This is a genomic window from Nocardia tenerifensis NBRC 101015 (assembly GCF_000308715.1).
GTDB classification, from domain to species: Bacteria; Actinomycetota; Actinomycetes; order Mycobacteriales; family Mycobacteriaceae; genus Nocardia; species Nocardia tenerifensis.
This window is the reverse complement of sequence record NZ_BAGH01000309.1, coordinates 49,558-67,355: the sequence shown is the minus strand read 5'-3', so window position 1 is coordinate 67,355 and position 17,798 is coordinate 49,558. Positions and strand designations below refer to the sequence as shown.

The window sequence follows — 17,798 nt, the reverse complement described above, 5'->3', positions numbered from 1 at the left end:
GTCGGCGTCGTCGACGAGCACCGAGACGACGTCGTAGTTCCGCGCGGCGTGCAGCGCCAACTCGGTGGCGCGGCGGGCGCCCAGGGAGTCGGCGGCGATCGAGTCGATGTCCACGTCGACCAGCCGGCCCGCCTCGATCGACGCGTTGAGCGCCCGGCAGCGCGCGGGCTCGACCGCGACCGTCCGAACGCCGTAATGGTCCGCGGCGGTGGCGACTCCGGCGAACAGCCCGCCGCCGCCGACGGCGACCACCACGGTGTCGAGGTCGGGGATGCGCTGGTGGATCTCCGCCATCAGCGTGCCCGCGCCCGCGGCGATCAGCGGGTTGTCGTAGGCGTGCGAGAGCAGAGCGCCTGTCGCGGCGGCGAATTCGCGGCTGGCCGCGAGCGCGTCGGCGTATTGGGCGCCGACCAGGGTCACCTGGGCGCCGTAGGAGTGCAGCCGGTCCACCTTCACCTTCGGCGCGGTGGTCGGCAGGAACACCGTCGCGCGCACGCCCTCGCTGCGCGCGGCCCACGCGCAGGCCAGGCCGGCGTTGCCGCCGGAGGCGATGGTCACGCCCGCGTCCGGCAGTGTGCCGTTCTCGCGATGCGTGAGCAGGAAGTTCAGCGCGCCCCTGGCCTTGAAACTGCCGGTGTGCTGGAGGAACTCCAAGGCGAACCAGGTCTGTCCGTCGTCGGCGGGGGCGACGGTGACCGGGCGGATCCGGCCCGCCACCCGCTCGACGGCGGCCTTGACATCGCTGTGGGTCAGTTCCATCGGCTTCCTCAGTGTTCGCGGCGGTGCGGTGCGAACTCCAGGGTAAGCAGGGCGGCCGCCGCGATGACGACCTCACGCCAGCGGATCAGCACATAGCGCTGGTCCGACAGCGCGTGGAACTTGCGCAGGAACCGATACAGCGACTCCAGGCGGATCAGCGGATCACCCAGGTGCACAAGCGCGTACATCAGCTTCGCCGTGCGCGACTTCTGCTTGTCGGCGAAGAGTTCGGGAAAAGGCGCGAACGCCAACGAGATCCGGTGGATGTCGTGCTCGCGGGCGTAGTCGACCAGGTCGATGATCATCCGCTCGTCCAGTCCGTTCGGCGCGTCCTTGCGCCGCCAGGGCACGTCGAGGCTGAGCTCCCGGCCGCGGTTGGAGACGCCGTAGCGCTGGAAGCCGGCCAGGACGCCGTTCTCGTCCTTGGCCATGACCACCAGCATGTTCGGGTTCCGCCCGTCGAGCAGGTGGTCGAGGATCATCGAGAAGCCCCTGGTCTGCCTGCCGTGACCCCAGGAGTCGACGATGGCGAGCAGTTCGTCGCGCTGAGCGTCGGTGAGCGCGGACTCGTCCACGATCTCGGTGGTGACGCCGAAATTGCGGGTGCGGCTCACGGCCTGGCGCAGATTGCGGAAGTGCCTGCCTACCATGGCGAAATCATCCACCTCGATCACCACGTCGCGGCCGATCGGCACGGCGTGCAGCCCGCGGTGGTCCAGCGCGCGCCGCCGCCACAGCTCGGCCAGCTCCGGGCTCGCGCCGAGCACCGCGACGCGCCAGCCCTGGTTGATCGCGAATTCGGAGAATTCCGTGAGCAATTCGGCGAAGGCGGCGCGGTCGCCGATCGGGTCGCCCGCGACCACGGCGATGCCGAAGCGGGTGCGGTAGCCGATCGCGGCGGTCGAATTCGCGTTGAAGAAGTACGTTTTCGAGGAGTGCAGGGCGAACGGCGCGAGCGGGTCGCGCTCGGTGCGGCCGACCAGTTCGGCGACGCGGTACAGCTGTTCGGGCTGCGGCCTGCTCGACTGTGGAAGCACCAGGATGAGGCCGCTGGAGGCGAGCAGCGCGAAACCGTAGCCCGGGTGTTCGGCGCGGTAGGCCAGGTGGGCGATCGCGAGCACCAGGACGGCGACCGCGAAGTGCGCCAGGGTGATCGGCCGCCGCAGGTGCAGCCCGCGGGCCACGAACACCCCCGCCACCGCGATGCCGAGGAACCACGCGTGGTCGGCGCCGTCCTGCGCGGCCGGGTGGGCCGCGTACACCAGCAGCACGCTGACGACCAGTGCGACGCCGATGAAGACCGGGCGGGTCGAGGAGGTGGTCGTGAGAGCCGCCTGCCCGTACCCGGCGCGGACCGAGTAGCGCTGCGCCGCCGCCGCGGTCGCCCGTTCGTCACTCACGCTGATACTCCGCCCCGTTGTCGCGTTCCTCCAGCCACACCAGCTTCGCCATGTGGTCCTCCCGTGATCGCCTACCCTGCTCACAACACTAAGCGGAACCGGCGGTTCCAGCGGCAACCGGCCCTAGGAAACCGGCCGGTTGGTCGAGCGACGACGCGGGCCTGCCCGGCTAGGGAGTCGAGGTCGACCTCAGCCGAAACATCGGATGATATGGCCTTTATTCCGAAGGGAACGTCCGGCGCAGCAGTTCCAGGAGATCGCGCAGGTGACGCTCGTACGCCTCCGGGCGGTAAGCCGGGATGTCCCGCATGGTGAAACCGTGCGGAGCGTCAGGGTAGACGACCGACGTATAGCGCACGCCTGCGGTGTCGAAGGCCTGCTCCAGCCGGGCGATCTCCTCCGGCGGCATGGACGCGTCGTGATCGGCGTGCGCGACGAACAGTTCCGCGGTGATGTCGCCGGCGTTGTGGTGCGGGCTGTCCGGGCGGTCGTCGGCCGCCAGGTGGCCCGCGTGGAAGCTCGCCGCCGCGGCCACCTGATCGCCGAACGTCGCCGCGGTGCGCAGCGCGAGCCGGCCGCCCATGCAGTAGCCCGTCGTCGCCAGCGCGCCGGGAGCGACCCGATCGTCGGCGGACAACCACGCGAGGTAGCCGTGCGCGTCCTGCATGGCCTTGTCGGGGGTGATCGCGTCACGGATCGGGGCGAAGGTGACGAAGAACTTCTCGAGCGCGTCCGGCTCGCCGAAGTCCGGCATGGGCAGCACCGGGGCGGGGCCGGACCGGTAGAAGATATTGGGCGCGAGCACGGCGAACCCTTGTGCGGCAATCGTTTCCGCGAGCTCGCGCAGCCACGGTCGCAGGCCGAACGCGTCCGGGAAGAGCAGCACGCCCGGATGGCTCGCGCCGTCGTCCGGATGGAGGAAGTAGGCGTCGGCGGTGCCGTCGGGCAGGGAAATCTCGACCGCGTCGAACGCGACAGGTGAAGTCATCAGATAGGTCTCCGTGGAGTAATGGTGACAACGACCGAATCAACATTACCCCGGCGAATTACCGAATAAATCCCCGATTACGGCGCGTGGAGGCCGCTTTCGGCGCCGGAGTTGGCATGCTCTCCTCTATCGGCGGAGCGCACGCGCGCACCCCGCGGTTCCATCGCTGATCCGTACCAATCGCCTGGTGTGTGGGCGCGACGAGAGGGTTTGAGCTGTGAAACTGATATGGCTGGTCGGTCCGGCGCTGGTCGCGGTCGTGGTTTCGGGATGCTCCGACGACAAGTCGACGAGCAAGGAATCGTCCTCGTCGAGTAATCCGGGAACCTCGAGTTCGCGAGAGACGACGCCCGCCGCGGCCGACGACGAAACCGGCGTGCGAATCCCGCTCGGCGAGACCAAGAAAGTCGCGATACCCGCCGACGCCGTGATGGATATCCGGGTGCCCGCGGAGTGGGGCCAGGCCGCGAACGACTTGCGCTGCACGGTGGTCGACAGTTCCGGGCGGAACGAAGATCTGCGATCCTCCGACGTGAAAAAGACCGAATCGCTGAATGGCAAGGACTGGATGACGGTGTGGACGTTCTCCGCCGCGCCGGCGGGCGACGTCACGGTCGGCTGCAAAGACCCCGACTCGAAAATCGCCGCCGCCCACCCCGACGCCTTCGTCCGCGTCGTCCCACGCGGAGTGCTCCCGGTTCCGACGCCTCGCTGAGGCACGCCTCATCGCCGTTGCGAGGCGGGAGCCCAGTTCGGGTCGTTGGCGCGGGAGGATTCGCGCTCCGGGTCGACGGTGTAGACGATCTCGACGGAGCCGCCGGGCAGTGCGCGGGAGCTCTCGAAGGTGAGGCCGATCCGCGGGTCGAGCGAGTCGGTCAGCCGCATGCCGCCGCCGAGCAGGAACGGCAGGACAACCAGTTCGAGCTTGTCCAGCGCGCCGATCGCGCGGAAGGTCTCGACGGTGCTCGGGCCGCCGATGAGATGGACGTCGCCGCCGCGATTGGCCGCGCGCATGCGCTGCAGCAGGCGCACCGGATCACTCTCGACGGTGACGTGGTCGGGCGTGCCCGCCGGCCGATGCGAACCCAGCACGAACACCTGCAGATCCGGCCACGGCCAGCGATCGTTGGTGAGCGCGGGCTCAAAGGTGGTGCGTCCCATCAGCGCGGCCTCGCAGCCGTCGAGGAACTCGGCGATCCCGTGACTGCCGGGTGCGTGGACGGGGTCGACGACCTGCGGCGGCCATCCGTTCGGGGTGGTGACGTATCCGTCGGCACTCGTGCACAGGCGAGCCAGGATTTTCATGATCTTCCCTCTCTTCGGTCTCACGTAAGACGGTGGCGCGCGCCCGAACTCATCGCAGGAGTTCGCGGAGGCCTGCCGACCAGGTTTCGCTGCTAATGGTCGAGTGAGTGTGTCGGAGGGCGCGGGTAGCGTCGGGCGCGTGCAGTCCGTCGTAGCGAGTGAGGCACCGCCAGGGTATCGGGAGCGGCCGTCCAGGTTCGGGCGGGCCGTGGTGTGGACGCGGACGGTGACGGAGCACGACGCCCCGACGCCGGTGCTGCCGGACGGGTGCATGGATCTGCTGTGGGTCGGCGGGCGGTTGGTTGTCGCCGGGCCTGATACACGGGCTTTCCGGCCGGTGGCGGTGCCTGGCACCCGGTATGCCGGGATTCGATTCTTTCCGGGGACGGCTCCCGCGCTGTTGGGCGTGCCCGCGGACGAACTGCGGGATCAGCGCATCGATCTGGCCGACGTGTGGTCGGCGGGGACGGTGCGTCGGCTGAACGAGAGGCTCGCGGCGACCGATGATCCGGTGGCCGAGCTCGAGCGCGTCGCGTTGCGGCGGGCGGCGGAGGTCGCGCCGCCCGATCCGGTGCTGCGACGGGTGGTCGCGGCCCTGAACGCGGGCTGGTCGGTGGGTGCGACCGCCGAGGCGGCCGGACTGAACGCCCGGCTGCTGCATCGGCGGTCGCTCGCGGCGTTCGGTTACGGGCCCAAGACCCTGGCCCGTGTGCTGCGGCTGCAACGGGCGCTGGCGCTGGCGCGCGCCGGCGTGTCGTTCGCCGACACCGCGGCGGCCACCGGGTTCGCGGATCAGGCACACCTGGCGCGGGAGGTGCGCGATCTAGCCGGAATGCCCCTGGGACAGTTGATAACTGGACGCGGCCTCGGCTCGCCGGCGGAAGCTCCCGGTGAGACGACTCGATACCGGACCGGCTGATCAGTCCGCGGTCGGCAGCGCCGCGTACAGATCGATGCCGTTGCCGTCCGGGTCCTGGATGCTGGCGTAGCGCTGGCCCCAGAAGGCGTCCCACGGCTTCAACTCGCCGTGGTAGCCGGCGTCGACCAGCGCGTTGTAGACGGAGTCGACCTCGGCGGGGTCGGCGCAGCGGAACGCGAGCCCGATGCGCCCCGCGCCGGTCGGCGCCGCCCAGGTGGGGTGGAAGGACTTGATCGTGGCCTCGGTGTCGAGGGCCAGCCGAAAGCCGTTGGGCAGCGCGGCCTCGGCGTGCGGCTCCGCCTCCGAGCCCGCGGGAAAGTCGAGGCCGAGACGCCGGTAGAAGGCGACCGAGGCGCTCATGTCGGTGACAACGATGCCGATGACGTCGAATTGTGGAGTCATACCCGCACGGTAACCAGCCCGCGCGCCGCCGGTCTTGAACAAATCGGACCGGCGCGGTCAGCGGGCCAGGGCCGGAACGAGTTCGGCGATGAGGTTCTCGACGAGAATCCGGATGCGGTCGCGGGTGGCGCGGACCACGTCGAGGGGTTGGGCGGACGGGTCGGGCAGGGGCCAGTCGCGGTAGCTGATGCCGGGGAAGAAGGGACAGGCGTCGCCGCAGCCCATGGTGATCACCACGTCGGAGATGCCGACCGCGTCCATGGTCAGCGGCTTGGGAGTACGGCCCGAGATGTCGATGCCGACCTCGGCCATGGCGGCGACGGCGACCGGGTTGAGCGCGGCGGCCGGGGCGCTGCCCGCCGTCCTGACCTCGATCCGATCACCGGCGAGCGCGCTGAGAAACCCGGCGGCCATCTGCGATCTGCCCGCGTTGTGCACGCAGATGAACAGCACGGCGGGCTTGTGCGGCATGGAAGCGCCTTTCGGTGAGCGGAGAGGATCTGTGCTGCCAGATAAGGGTTATCCGGCGTGTTGGGGCCGAAACGCTGTCGAAGCGTACGGGATACGTATACCAGCGTGGGGAAGATCGTTACCGCGGACAGGGTTCGTTCGCGCCGACGCGCGGCGAGAACCATTGCCACACAACGGATTGCCCGACCAACATTCAAACTGGACGGTTTTATCCGGAGGGTTCGAGGGCCTTCATTCATTTGAGTCGAAAAGCGCTGGCGCACAACAAATACGGCGCTGTAGCCGAAAGCCACAGCGCCGCAGGCGACCACACTCAGATCGGGCGGAAGTCGATCATCTTGCGCAACCGTGCCCGATCCCGCGCCAGCCGCCGCGCCTCGTAAGCGATCGGGAAGTACCGCACGCGTTCCGGCAGCAGCGGCACGGCGCGCGCGAGCATCCAGCCGAGCGCCCGCAGCTTGCGCTCGTCGGACGCGCTCCAGGTGAGGCCGAGCTTCTCCCGCGCGACCTCGGGTGTCGTGCCGACCGTCACGAAGTACTGCATCCGCCCGATCGGCGCGACGGCCCGCCGCCAGACCGGCGCGAACACGCGCGGCAACTGCTTCGGCGGCGCGACGGATCGGATCACCCGCAGATAGTCGCGCGCGGTGTCGGTCGCCTCCAGATGGTTCGCCACCGTGTCGGTGAAGAAGGCCTCGAACTCGGCGTAGCTCGCCGGAATCTCCTTGGGCGGCACCGCGAAATTGCGCATCAGCTGCACCATCTCCTGGTAGACCGCCTCCTTCTCCGCCGGGGTGAGCGGGTTGCGGGCGAAGTACTTCGCGTTCTCGGCGAACGCGAACGTTCCGGTGTGCAGCACCCACGCCCACGGCCCCGACGCCAGCGCCTTGTGCCGGACGCCGCGCGCGTCGGTGGTGTTGAGCGTCGCGTGCATGGTGCGCAGCCGGTCGGCCTCGGCGATGGCCTCCTCGCCGCCGTAGATCCACATCATCACCGACGCGATGCTGCGCACGGCGCGGCCCATCGGATCGGTGCGAAAGGTCGAGTGCTCGTCGACGACCGCGGAGATGGTCGGCTCCATGGTCTGCAAGAGGAAGGCCGATCCCGCGGTGAGCGAGAAGGTGATCAGGCCGGTCTCGTCCCAGAGCCTGCTGCCCGGCTCGAATGGGCGACGCGGCGCGGGGGTGTGCGCGCTGGTGGATTCGAGGGCGGCGGACGTCATCGTGATCTCCTTTGATCAGCGCCTCTAAAGCGATGAGAGGATTAGCGTAACATTCTCTCACTCTCTTTCGTAAGCCTTGCGATGCACGCTCTAGGCTTGGTGCCATGACGAGCGAGTGGCGCACCCGTGACGGCCGCATCGGGGTGCTCACCGGGGCGGGCATCTCCACCGACTCCGGCATCCCCGACTTCCGCGGGCCGCGCGGCGTGTGGACGAAAGACCCGATCGCCGAACTGCTTTCGACCTACGACAACTATCTGGCCGACCCGGAGCTGCGCAGGCGCGCGTGGCTGGCTCGCCGGGACAACCCGGCCTGGCAGGCGCGGCCCAACGCCGCGCACATCGCCCTGGCGGAGCTGGCGCAGGCCGGGCGCGCGGTCACGATCATCACCCAGAACATCGACCGCCTGCACCAACGCGCCGGGTTCCCGGAGGATCGCGTGATCGAGATCCACGGCAATATGTTCGAGGTCGTCTGCGTCGAATGTGCTTACCGCACAACCATGTCCGCGACCCTCGAGCGCGTGGCGGCCGGCGAGGCCGACCCGCCGTGCCCCGACTGCGGCGGCGTGCTGAAATCGGCGACCGTCATGTTCGGTCAGCAGATGGACCGGCGCACCATGATGAAGGCCGCGCTCACCGCGCAGACCAGCGACATCTTCCTGGCCATCGGCAGCTCGCTACAGGTGGAGCCCGCGGCCTCGATGTGCGCCGTCGCGGTCGAGAACGGCGCGGACCTGGTCATCGTGAACAACGAAGCGACGCCGTACGACTCGATGGCCACCGAGATCGTGCGCGAACCCATCGGCACCGCCGTGCCCCGCCTGGTCGGCGAGATACTCGGCGACTAGCGGTCAGTCGACGGACCCGAGCACGCGATTCAGGTAGGCGTTGCTGAACCGGCCCTTGGGATCGAGCCGACGCCGCACCTCGGCGAAGCGGTCCCAGTCGGGGTAGCGCTCGCGCAAGGTGTCCGCGGTCTGGAAGTGCCGCTTACCCCAGTGCGGCCTGCCGTGGTATTTGTCGAACACGGACTCGCAGGCCCGGAAGTACGGCTCATAGGCCATGCCCCGGTACTGGTGCACGGCGATATAGCAGGTCTCGCGGCCGGAGGCGGGCGAGAGGAACGCGTCGTCGGGCGCGACCCAGCGGACCTCGATCGGCATCGTCGTGTCGAATCTCGCGGAAAGTTCCTTGATTTCGCGGATCGTGGCCACCGAGTGCTCGCGCGGGATCGCGTACTCCATCTCGGTGAAGCGCAGCAGGCGCGGGGACGCGAACACGCGGTAGGAGCGATCGACCTGGCGGCGGTAGCTGCCCGCGTAGGCCGCGCCGCGCTGGATCAACGGCACCAGCCGCGGCTGCCGGCGGCCGAGCCTGCACAGCGCGTCGAAGGTGTAGTTGGACATGAGGATGTCGGTGAACCAGTCCACGGCCTTGCCGCGCGGCTGTTCGGGCAGCTCGACGCGGTTGTTGCGCTTGGTCATCGCCAGCGGGCTGTGCCCGAACATGTAGAACTCGAAGTGCTGATTGCCGTCGATGTAGGTGTCCAGGTCGGCGAGGATGTCGTCCACGGCGACCGGCCGCTCGACGCCCTCGAGCACGAACGACGGCACCAGCTGCAAGGTCACGGCGGTGACCACGCCCAGCGCGCCGACGCTGACCCGCGCCGCGCGCCAGCCCTCGGGGTCGGTCTCCTCGTTCAGCTCCACGCGGCTGCCGTCGGCGAGCATCAACTCGATGGAATGCAGTGCGGCCGAGAGGTTTTGCAGGGTGGCGCCGGTGCCGTGGGTGCCGGTCGCGGTGGCGCCCGCCACGGTCTGCACGTCGATGTCGCCCAGGTTGGGGAAGGCGAGGCCGTGCTCGTGCAGGGCGTTGCTCACGGCGTTGAGGGTCATGCCCGCCTCGACCCGGACCCGTCCGGTGGCGGTGTCGACGTCGAGCACACGGTCGAGGTTCGCGAGGTTCAGCAGGACGCCGTCGGTGAGGACGGTGTCGGTGAACGAGTGGCCCGCGCCCGCGACCCGGACGATCTGTCCCGCGTCGCCGGCCCGGCCGAGGATCTCGGCCAGCTCATCGGCGGAGCGCGGCGAGGCGATGGTCGCCGGCGCACATCGTTGATCGCCGGCCCAGTTCACCCACGAGTTGGTCATGTGTCCAACTGTAGGGGATCAGAATGTGATCTGGCCTACCTATAACGCAGTTGTTACCTTTTGCGGCCCGCGCACGCGCCCTTCGCCTGCTCCACCTCGGTGTCGTTCAGCGGCGGCACCAGCAGTTGCTGCGGCGGCGTGCCCTCGGCCCGCACGCCGTTGAGGACGATCGCCATATACCGCTGCCACACATCGGGATTGACCGGCCGGGCGAACTCGGCGATGCCGTCGACCATATGAATCAGCGCGAAGAAGTCGGAGGGTTCGATGCCGGGCGCGAGCACCCCGGCCTGCCTGGCCCGCTCCACGATCGCCATGACGGTCGGCTTGATCCGGTCGCGCACCACCACGAACCGCTCCATGTCGTCCTCCAGCTCGAGCATCACCTCGCTGAAGCCGCGATTCATCGCCATGTGCCGGCAGGCGTACTCGAAGAACTCGACGAGCCCGAACCACGGATCGGCGTGCGAGTAGGCCGCGTCGGCCGCCTCGGCGAACTCGCTGATGCTCTGCTCGAAGACCTCGGTGATCAGTTCCTTTTTGTTGGCGAACCGGCGGTAGACCGTGCCGACGCCGACGCCCGCGCGTTCGGCGACGTCGTCGAGGGTGATCTCGAGTCCGTGGTCGGCGAAGAGTTCGCGCGCCGCGGCAATGATGCGCTGCTGATTTCGAGCGGCGTCGGCACGCAGGCGCCGGGGCGGAGAAAGGGCCGTGGCGTGATTCACACCCACATCCTATCAAGCATCGGGATTAAGCGGAGGCGTTCTCTCCGTTATGGTGGTAGCTTTCTATCAGTTAACCGGAGGCGTCAACTCCGCATCAATCCTTGAGACAAAGGGGACAAATGACTACCACGTACGACCGTGGGGCACCCGCCCCCGCGAAAATGGATCAGGGGCGGCGCGGCTCGCACGCCCTGCGCTGGTGGGTGCTCGCCGTCCTCGGCGTGGCGCAGCTCATGGTCGTGCTCGACGCGACCGTGGTGAACATCGCACTGCCCGCGGCGCAGCGCGACCTCGGCTTCAGCGACGGTGACCGGCAGTGGGTGGTCACCGGCTACGCGCTCGCGTTCGGCAGCCTACTCCTGCTCGGCGGGCGGCTCAGCGACCTCTTCGGTCGCCGCAACACCTTCATCATCGGCCTGATCGGCTTCGCGGGCGCCTCCGCGGTCGGCGGCGCGGCCACCAGCTTCGAGATGCTGGTCGGGGCGCGCGTCGGCCAGGGCGTGTTCGGCGCGCTGCTGGCGCCTGCCGCGCTGTCGCTGCTCACCGTCACGTTCACCGAACCGGGTGAGCGGGCCAAGGCGTTCGGCATCTTCGGTGCGGTCGCCGGTGCGGGCGGCGCGATCGGCCTGCTGCTCGGCGGCATGCTCACCGAGTGGGCGAACTGGCGCTGGGTGATGTTCGTCAACCTGGCGTTCGCCGCGGTCGCGCTGGTCGGCGCGGTGCTGCTGCTGGCCAAGCACGTGACGACCGAGCGGCCCAAGCTCGACATCCCCGGCACCATCGTGGTGACCGCGGCGCTGTTCGGCATCGTGTACGGCTTCTCACACGCCGAGTCGACCAGCTGGACCAACCCGGTCACCCTGGGCTTCCTGATCGGCGGCGCGGTGCTGCTCGCGGTGTTCGCGTGGCTGGAGACCCGGGTCGCGCACCCGCTGCTGCCGCTGCGCATCGTGCTCGACCGCACCCGCGGCGGCTCGTTCCTGACCGTGTTCGTCATGGGCATCGGGATGTTCGCGATCTTCCTGTTCCTGACCTACTACATGCAGCTGAGCATGGGCTACTCGCCGATCAAGACCGGCCTGGCGTTCCTGCCGATGGTGGCGGCGATGATCGCCTCGTCCACCACCGTGCCGTCGCTCCTGCTGCCGAAGGTCGGGCCGAAGATCGTGGTGGCCGGCGGCTTCCTGATCGCCGCGGCCGGCATGGCGTGGCTGACCCAGATCGGCCTGGACACCGGGTACGCCTCGCACATCCTGCCCGCGCTGATCCTCATGGGTCTGGGTCTCGGTGGCGCGATGTCGACCGCGTTCCAGGGCGCGACCGCCGGGGTGCATCACGAGGACGCGGGCGTCGCGTCGGCGATGATCAACACCAGCCAGCAGGTCGGCGGCTCGATCGGCACGGCGCTGCTCAGCACCATCGCCGCCTCGGCCGCGACGAACTACCTGTCCACCCGCACGCCGGATCCGCTGACCATCGCGCAGTCCGCGGTGCAGAGCTACACCACCAGCTTCTGGTGGGCGACGGCCATTTTCGTCGCCGGCGCGGTGATCACCGCGGTGCTGATGCCGAACACGGTGCCTGCACCGTCGGAAGGTGAACCGGTGATCGTGCACTGAGTTTTTTGGCCGCCGCGAACGGGTCGCTCGTAAGACTCGCTCCGTTGGGGTGGTGAGAAATGGGCAGCGCCCGCGTTCCATGTCGAACGCGGGCGCTGTCGTCTCTGTCAGCAGTTACTGGGCGGCGCGATGCCCGCGAAGCGGTCGCTGAGGTAGTTGAACGCGTTGACCGAGCCCGGCGCGATCGCGGAGCCGTGGTCGGCGTCGGGAATGAGGTCGAACTGGACTCGGGCGCCCTGGGAACAGTATCGGCCGAGGACGTCGCGGACCAGTTGCGGCGACACCACGTCGTTCGCGCCGTGCCACTCGTAAATCGGCGCGCGCGGGACGCCGGGGTAGATCTCGATGCTGTTCTCGTGCGCGATGCGGATCACCGTCTCGTCGGCCTCCATCGCCCCGTAGAACACGTCGCTGAAGTCCTTGTTCGCGCCCGCGCGGATGATCTCGTCGGTGCAGGCGTTGGTGATCTGGTCGCGCAGCGCGAAGCCCTCCGGGTTCAGGATCCGATCCATGTGCAGCTCGTCGGGGTACTCACGCTCCAGACCCATGGCGGCCGCGAAGCCGAGGCCGAACATCGGGCTGCGTCGCAACCCGACGTCCAGGGCCAGCTTGCCGATGTTCATCGGGACGCCACCCTGCGCCACGCCCACGATCGGCAGCTCCGGCGCGTACTCCGGCGCGAGGGCCGCGGCGAAGCCGGTCGCCATGCCGCCGCCCGAGTAACCGGCCATGCCGACCGGGCTGGCGCCGAGATCGGCTGGGCCGAAACGTTTTACAGCCCGGATGCCGTCGAGGGTCAGCCTGCCGCCGAGGCGCGCGGCGCCGTAGGCACTGGTCGGGCCGAGATGATCGGGGACCGCGATTGCCCAGCCCCTGGCCAGCATCACGTTCAGCGCGGGCGCCTCCCGCATGGTGCCGTTGAAGATGGTGTGCGAGGGAGCGCACTGCAGGCCGAGCGAGTTGACGGCCGGTTGATACGACACGACCGGGCGGTTCATGCCGCCGCCCGGCGGCAGCAGCAGCGTGGTGACCGCGCCGATCGGCGCGTCGGTCGAGTTCGTCGACCGGTACAGCAGCTGCCAGGCCGTCGCGCCGGGGAAGCCGGCCGCGGGCACCTGCCTGCTGCGCATCACGTCGCCGGGCTGGAAGTTCTCGATATCCGGTGGCGCGCTGTAGAACCCGTCGCCGTCGGGTATCGGGTAGACGGCGTCGGCCGTCGCGGGCGCCGCGTGTCCGAGGCCGGCCGCGGCGGTGGCGAGTGCCAAGATCGAGAGTCGGCGCAGGGCGCGCCCGACGGTCCGCTCCCGTCTGCCTGAGGTTTGCTGATCCTCCGGTCGGCTTGCTTCCGCCGTACCGGGGTGCGCGTTCGGTTGTGCCCGCTGTGCCGCCATCGTTGCTCCGACCTGAGTGAGTGGGGGTGGAGGCGACTTCGGCCAAACCTTCAGGGCATTCGTACGCGGAACTCCTCCTGATGTCAACGAACAACGCTGTTCGTGGGGTCTCGACGCGCCGGGTCCGGCTGAACGTACCGTTCGGTCGGGCCGATAACATTGCGTGGATGGCGTTCGGTGTGTGAGGTCGGAGAGTGGGCAACGGTAAATGTCATGGGATGCTTTGCCATCGGGATTTAGATGGTTCCGATCACCGCGATATGGGTAGCCCAGAGACTGCTGCGTCCCTTCCCCGGTATCGGAGCGCTCGGCGGCTTCACCACTTTTTCCACCTACTGCCTCGAGGTTCGTAGACTGCTCGGATCGGGCGCCGCGGTCCAGGCGCTCGGCTATCTCGGGGGAACGGTGGTGGCGTCGCCGGGGGCGGTGGTGCTCGCCATGGGCGTGACACGGTGGACGAGGAGAAATCGCTCGGCGGTCGACGGGAACACGACGAAAAGGGGGCCAGGCAGTGGGAGAAGCAGGACAGTGGGAGCTGTGGCAGTGGGCCGCCCGATGACCGTGCCGCTCGGCGGCGTGCCCGTAGCGTCCGTCCGGTACCTCGTAGACCGTGCTGTACCAGCGCGTTTCGCTGCTCCGCTGCCGCTGGGCACGTTGACCGTTAACATTGTCGGTTCGGCGCTGCTCGGTGGATTGATCGGCGCGGGTGCGGGCAACGGGCTGCTGGCCGCCGCCGGTACGGGTTTCTGCGGCGCGCTGACCACGTTCAGCTACGCGACGATCCGGCTGGTGACGGACGGCGCTTACGCCTACGCCGTTGGCAACGTCGTGCTCAGCGTCGCGGCCGGCCTGATCGCGGTCTTCGTCGCCGCGTCGACGACACAGTGGTTGTGGACATGATCCTGATGACGAGCAGGGCACAGCCGATACGGAAGGGAGACCCGAGCGTGGCCCATGATCGAGCGGGGCGACTCGCGCGCCCCACCGACCTGGAGGACATCGCGCACCTGGTGACGGCGTACTACAGCCGCATCCCCGATCCGTCGGACCCGGCGCAGCAGGTGGTCTTCGGCACGTCGGGACACCGCGGCTCCAGTCTGGACACCGCGTTCAACGAGGCGCACATTCTCGCGATCACCCAGGCGATCGTGGAATACCGTGCGACCAGGGGGATCACCGGCCCGGTGTACCTGGCCAGGGACACACACGCGCTGTCCGAGCCGGCCATGGTCACCGCGCTCGAGGTGCTCGCCGCCAACGACGTGACCGCGATGATCGACGCGCGCGACAGGTACACGCCGACGCCGGCGCTGAGTCACGCTGTGCTGCGCCACAATCGGGGCGGCACCCGCGACCAGGCCGACGGCATCGTGATCACCCCGTCGCACAACCCGCCCCGCGACGGCGGCTTCAAATACAACCCGCCGCACGGCGGCCCGGCCGACAACACGGCCACCGACGCCATCGCCGCGCGCGCCAACGAACTGCTGCGCAGCGGGCTCGCCGGAATCAAGCGGACCACGCTGCAGCACGCGCTGGAGACCAACGTCCAGCGCTACGACTACCTCGACCACTACATCGCCGACCTGCCGAACGTGTTGAACCTGGACGCGATTCGCGGCGCGGGCATCCGGCTCGGCGCCGACCCGATGGGCGGCGCGAGCGTCGACTACTGGGAGGAGATCGGCCAGCGCTACGACCTCGAGCTGGAGGTCGTCAACCCGTTCGTGGACCCGACCTGGCGGTTCATGACCCTCGACAGCGACGGCAAGATCCGCATGGACCCGTCCTCGCGCTACGCCATGGCCTCGCTGATTGCCATCAAGGACGACTACGACCTGTCCACCGGCAACGACGCCGACGCCGACCGGCACGGCATCGTCACGCCCGACGGCGGGCTGATGAACCCGAACCACTTCCTCGCGGTGGCGATCGAGTATCTGGTCGCGAACCGGATGGGCTGGGACGCGCTCACCAAGATCGGCAAGACGGTGGTGACGTCGTCCATGATCGATCGCGTGGTCAGCGTGCTCGGGCGCGACGTGCACGAGGTGCCCGTCGGGTTCAAGTTCTTCGTGCCCGGATTGTTCAGCGGCAGTCTCGCTTTCGGTGGTGAGGAGAGCGCGGGCGCGTCGTTCCTGCGGATGGACGGCACCGTGTGGACCACCGACAAGGACGGCATCCTGCTCGCGCTGCTCGCCGCCGAGATCGCCGCGGTCACCGGTCAGAGCCCGTCGGCCCGCTACGTCGAGCTCGAACGCCGCTACGGCAGCCCCGCCTACGCGCGCATCGACGCCGCCGCGACCACGGAACAGAAAGCGCTACTCGCGAAGTTGACTCCGGACATGATCACCACCAAGGAGATCGCCGGTGAGCCCATCACGTCCGTGCTCACCCGAGCGAAGGGCAACGGCGCGCCGCTGGGCGGACTCAAGGTGACCACCGAGAACGCGTGGTTCGCCGCCCGGCCGTCCGGCACCGAGGACAAATACAAGATCTACGCGGAGTCGTTCCACGGCCCCGAGCACCTCGCGCAGGTGCAGGCCGCCGCCGAGGAAGTGGTGGGACAGGCGCTAGCCGGTGAGTAGATGGCCCGCGCTCCGCCCGGCACGATCCCGGGTGGAGCCGCTGCCCATCGAGATCTGGGTGCTCGTCGGGGGCGCGTTCGTCATCGCCATCGGATTCGGTCTCGTCGCACCGGTTCTGCCGCAGTTCGCCCGCAGCTTCGGCGTCGGCGTCGCGGCGGCCTCGGCGATCGTGAGTGCGTTCGCGTTGATGCGGTTGCTGTTCGCGCCGCTGAGCGGACGGCTCGTGCAGCGGCTGGGGGAGCGGTCGGTCTATCTCGGCGGACTGTTGATCGTCGCGGTATCCACCGGCGCCAGCGCGCTCGCCCAAAGCTATTGGCAGCTCATGGTTCTGCGGTCGCTCGGCGGGATCGGGTCGACCATGTTCACCGTGTCGTCGCTCGCGCTCGTCATCCGGATGTCGCCGCCCGCCGCGCGCGGCCGGGTATCCGGGCTGTGGTCGACCGGTTTCCTCATCGGGTCCGTCAGTGGGCCGCTCGTCGGCGGCGCGCTGTCCGGGCTCGGCCTGCGCATGCCCTTCGTCATCTACGCCGTCGCATTGCTCCTGGTGACCGTCGCAGTCTATTTGGCCCTGCGCAACTCGCAGCTCGCCGCGCCGGAACCCGTTGGCGGCCTGCGCATGATGTCGTTCCGGGAAGCCTGGGCCCGCTCCGAGTACCGAGCGGTGCTCTGGTCCAACTTCGCCAACGGCGCCGCCATCTTCGGCGTGCGCATGGCGCTCGTACCGCTGCTCGTCGTCGAGGTGCTGCACCAGACGCCCGGCATGGCCGGCGTCGCGCTCACCGTCTTCGCCGCGGGCAACATCGCCGTCCTCTTCCTGGCCGGACGCTACTCTGACCGCTTGGGCCGCAAACCGTTCCTCATCACCGGCTCCCTCATCTGCGCCCTCGGCACCGCCGCCCTCGGCATCGCCGACACCCTCCCCTGGCTACTAGCGACCTCATTCGTGGCCGGCCTCGGCGCAGGCATGTTCACCCCCACCCAGCAGGCCGCCGTCGCCGACATCATCGGCCCCAACGCCCGCGGCGGACCAGTACTCGCCGGCTTCCAAATGGCCGCTGACCTCGGCACCGTACTCGGCCCGGTAGCAGTAGGCGCCCTCGCCCAACAGGCCTCCTACGGTCTAGCGCTCGCGGTGACCGGCGCGCTGCTCGCGGTCGCCGCGGTGGGGTGGGCGGTGGTGCCGGAGCCTCTGCGTAAGCGGGAGGAGGCGTTGCGGAAGGTGGAGGACTCGCGTGCCGAATGCGACCACCTCTGCGGTGCGGACGGAGCCGACCACCAGTTGGTCGAGCATGCGGTGAACGATGCCGCCGGGGCGCCCGTGGCGGATAGTGCTGTGGCGCCGGAGGATTCGCATGTGGTGGCTGAGGACGCTGCGGTACGGGACAAGGCGCCGCGAGTTTCGCCGGAACACGATCATCCGTCGCGGAACGATTCCGATGCGGGGGACGTGGATTCCGGCCGCACAGCGCGAGACACGGTCGCGAGATAGTCTGCGCCGCACCGCCATACCGCGATCGTTCGGTGCGGCGGTTGCCCGCAATTCGGGCTGAGGGCGACGGCCGGAAACCGAAGGATTGGCTGGCCCGACAAATCCATCAGCGATCACAAACCTACCTGCGACGGCGACGCGATCCGGCCGGTATGGCCGAGATCTACCGGACGCTGGTCGCCGAAGAGGCTTGGGTAGCAGTTCGCGACCGCCGTCGTGGAAGCGCATCGGACCGGCGTCGATCATCGGGGTGGGCCCATCTCGAAGCACTCCCGGATCGACTCTCCGCCGCTGGCTGTGAACAGCGTGGCCCTCCGGGATGAAAGCCCGCGCATGTGTCCCGAGGTACTTAGGTACCATGGCTGGA

The 17,798-nt window shown here is 68.9% G+C and carries 17 protein-coding genes; 7 read left to right on the top strand and 10 right to left on the bottom strand.

Annotated elements, in window-relative coordinates; all coding sequences use genetic code 11:
* The 3 genes from ON39_RS24745 to ON39_RS24735 form a co-directional block, all read right to left on the bottom strand.
* Positions 1-759: pyridoxal-phosphate dependent enzyme (locus ON39_RS24745; RefSeq protein ID WP_040737898.1), on the bottom strand; the 759-nt coding region annotated here is incomplete at its 3' end.
* Between the two features lie 8 nt (positions 760-767).
* Positions 768-2,159, bottom strand: a complete 1,392-nt coding sequence (locus ON39_RS24740; protein WP_040737897.1) for a bifunctional lysylphosphatidylglycerol flippase/synthetase MprF — start codon at positions 2,157-2,159, stop codon at positions 768-770.
* Positions 2,160-2,376: 217 nt separating this feature from the next.
* The gene (locus ON39_RS24735; RefSeq protein ID WP_040737895.1) at positions 2,377-3,147 is read right to left on the bottom strand and encodes a dienelactone hydrolase family protein; all 771 of its coding nucleotides are present in this window, start codon (positions 3,145-3,147) and stop codon (positions 2,377-2,379) included.
* A 217-nt stretch (positions 3,148-3,364) separates the two neighbouring features.
* Between ON39_RS24735 and ON39_RS24730 the strand changes: the two genes are divergently transcribed.
* On the top strand, positions 3,365-3,862 hold the full coding sequence (locus ON39_RS24730) for a hypothetical protein (protein WP_040737894.1): 498 nt from the start codon (positions 3,365-3,367) through the stop codon (positions 3,860-3,862).
* Positions 3,863-3,870: 8 nt separating this feature from the next.
* Here the strand turns inward: ON39_RS24730 and ON39_RS24725 are convergent, their stop codons facing one another.
* Positions 3,871-4,452, bottom strand: a complete 582-nt coding sequence (locus ON39_RS24725) for a dihydrofolate reductase family protein (protein WP_040737893.1) — start codon at positions 4,450-4,452, stop codon at positions 3,871-3,873.
* A 139-nt stretch (positions 4,453-4,591) separates the two neighbouring features.
* On the opposite strand from ON39_RS24725, the gene ON39_RS24720 reads away from it, so the two are divergent.
* Entirely contained in the window at positions 4,592-5,371 is a 780-nt protein-coding gene (locus ON39_RS24720) for a helix-turn-helix transcriptional regulator (protein WP_051187014.1), read from the top strand.
* Here ON39_RS24720 and ON39_RS24715 read toward each other — a convergent pair whose 3' ends face one another.
* The 3 genes from ON39_RS24715 to ON39_RS24705 form a co-directional block, all read right to left on the bottom strand.
* Entirely contained in the window at positions 5,372-5,773 is a 402-nt protein-coding gene (locus ON39_RS24715; protein WP_040737934.1) for a VOC family protein, read from the bottom strand.
* A 57-nt stretch (positions 5,774-5,830) separates the two neighbouring features.
* Complete coding sequence (locus ON39_RS24710) at positions 5,831-6,244, bottom strand: arsenate reductase ArsC (protein WP_040737892.1); 414 nt, start codon at positions 6,242-6,244, stop codon at positions 5,831-5,833.
* Positions 6,245-6,557: 313 nt separating this feature from the next.
* Positions 6,558-7,466, bottom strand: coding sequence for an oxygenase MpaB family protein (locus tag ON39_RS24705; protein ID WP_040737891.1), 909 nt, complete (start codon positions 7,464-7,466; stop codon positions 6,558-6,560).
* A 104-nt stretch (positions 7,467-7,570) separates the two neighbouring features.
* Between ON39_RS24705 and ON39_RS24700 the strand changes: the two genes are divergently transcribed.
* Positions 7,571-8,317, top strand: coding sequence for an SIR2 family NAD-dependent protein deacylase (locus ON39_RS24700; RefSeq protein WP_040737890.1), 747 nt, complete (start codon positions 7,571-7,573; stop codon positions 8,315-8,317).
* A 3-nt stretch (positions 8,318-8,320) separates the two neighbouring features.
* On the opposite strand, the gene ON39_RS24695 is transcribed toward ON39_RS24700, so the two are convergent.
* A complete protein-coding gene (locus ON39_RS24695; RefSeq protein WP_040737889.1) occupies positions 8,321-9,619 on the bottom strand; it encodes a D-arabinono-1,4-lactone oxidase in 1,299 nt (432 codons plus the stop codon).
* Positions 9,620-9,672: 53 nt separating this feature from the next.
* Entirely contained in the window at positions 9,673-10,344 is a 672-nt protein-coding gene (locus ON39_RS24690; protein WP_040737932.1) for a TetR/AcrR family transcriptional regulator, read from the bottom strand.
* 119 nt (positions 10,345-10,463) lie between these two features.
* On the opposite strand from ON39_RS24690, the gene ON39_RS24685 reads away from it, so the two are divergent.
* Positions 10,464-11,963: an MFS transporter gene (locus ON39_RS24685; protein WP_040737887.1), complete on the top strand. Its 1,500-nt coding sequence runs from the start codon at positions 10,464-10,466 to the stop codon at positions 11,961-11,963.
* A gap of 107 nt (positions 11,964-12,070) precedes the next feature.
* Here the strand turns inward: ON39_RS24685 and ON39_RS24680 are convergent, their stop codons facing one another.
* Positions 12,071-13,246, bottom strand: a complete 1,176-nt coding sequence (locus ON39_RS24680; RefSeq protein ID WP_040737930.1) for a lipase family protein — start codon at positions 13,244-13,246, stop codon at positions 12,071-12,073.
* Between the two features lie 348 nt (positions 13,247-13,594).
* Between ON39_RS24680 and ON39_RS51300 the strand changes: the two genes are divergently transcribed.
* Genes ON39_RS51300 through ON39_RS24665 form a run of 3 tightly spaced genes read left to right on the top strand, consistent with a single transcriptional unit; the run spans position 13,595 to position 17,431 of the window.
* Positions 13,595-14,254 (top strand): fluoride efflux transporter FluC, encoded by a 660-nt coding sequence (locus tag ON39_RS51300; RefSeq protein ID WP_306307553.1) that lies wholly within the window; start codon positions 13,595-13,597, stop codon positions 14,252-14,254.
* Between the two features lie 47 nt (positions 14,255-14,301).
* Positions 14,302-15,942 (top strand): phosphoglucomutase (alpha-D-glucose-1,6-bisphosphate-dependent), encoded by a 1,641-nt coding sequence (gene pgm / locus ON39_RS24670; protein ID WP_040737929.1) that lies wholly within the window; start codon positions 14,302-14,304, stop codon positions 15,940-15,942.
* Positions 15,935-17,431: an MFS transporter gene (locus tag ON39_RS24665; RefSeq protein WP_373283727.1), complete on the top strand. Its 1,497-nt coding sequence runs from the start codon at positions 15,935-15,937 to the stop codon at positions 17,429-17,431. The genes pgm and ON39_RS24665 overlap by 8 nt, the downstream gene beginning before the upstream one ends.
* The last annotated feature ends 367 nt before the right edge of the window (positions 17,432-17,798 follow it).

Excerpts from the sequence above, each read along its gene's own strand:
- ON39_RS24685 (WP_040737887.1), top strand. The coding sequence starts at position 10,464 with ATGACTACCACGTACGACCGTGGGGCACCCGCCCCCGCGAAAATGGAT.
- ON39_RS24710 (WP_040737892.1), bottom strand. The coding sequence starts at position 6,244 with ATGCCGCACAAGCCCGCCGTGCTGTTCATCTGCGTGCACAACGCGGGC.
- ON39_RS24695 (WP_040737889.1), bottom strand. The coding sequence starts at position 9,619 with ATGACCAACTCGTGGGTGAACTGGGCCGGCGATCAACGATGTGCGCCG.
- ON39_RS24705 (WP_040737891.1), bottom strand. The coding sequence starts at position 7,466 with ATGACGTCCGCCGCCCTCGAATCCACCAGCGCGCACACCCCCGCGCCG.
- ON39_RS24700 (WP_040737890.1), top strand. The coding sequence starts at position 7,571 with ATGACGAGCGAGTGGCGCACCCGTGACGGCCGCATCGGGGTGCTCACC.
- ON39_RS24715 (WP_040737934.1), bottom strand. The coding sequence starts at position 5,773 with ATGACTCCACAATTCGACGTCATCGGCATCGTTGTCACCGACATGAGC.
- ON39_RS51300 (WP_306307553.1), top strand. The coding sequence starts at position 13,595 with ATGGTTCCGATCACCGCGATATGGGTAGCCCAGAGACTGCTGCGTCCC.
- ON39_RS24735 (WP_040737895.1), bottom strand. The coding sequence starts at position 3,147 with ATGACTTCACCTGTCGCGTTCGACGCGGTCGAGATTTCCCTGCCCGAC.
- ON39_RS24725 (WP_040737893.1), bottom strand. The coding sequence starts at position 4,452 with ATGAAAATCCTGGCTCGCCTGTGCACGAGTGCCGACGGATACGTCACC.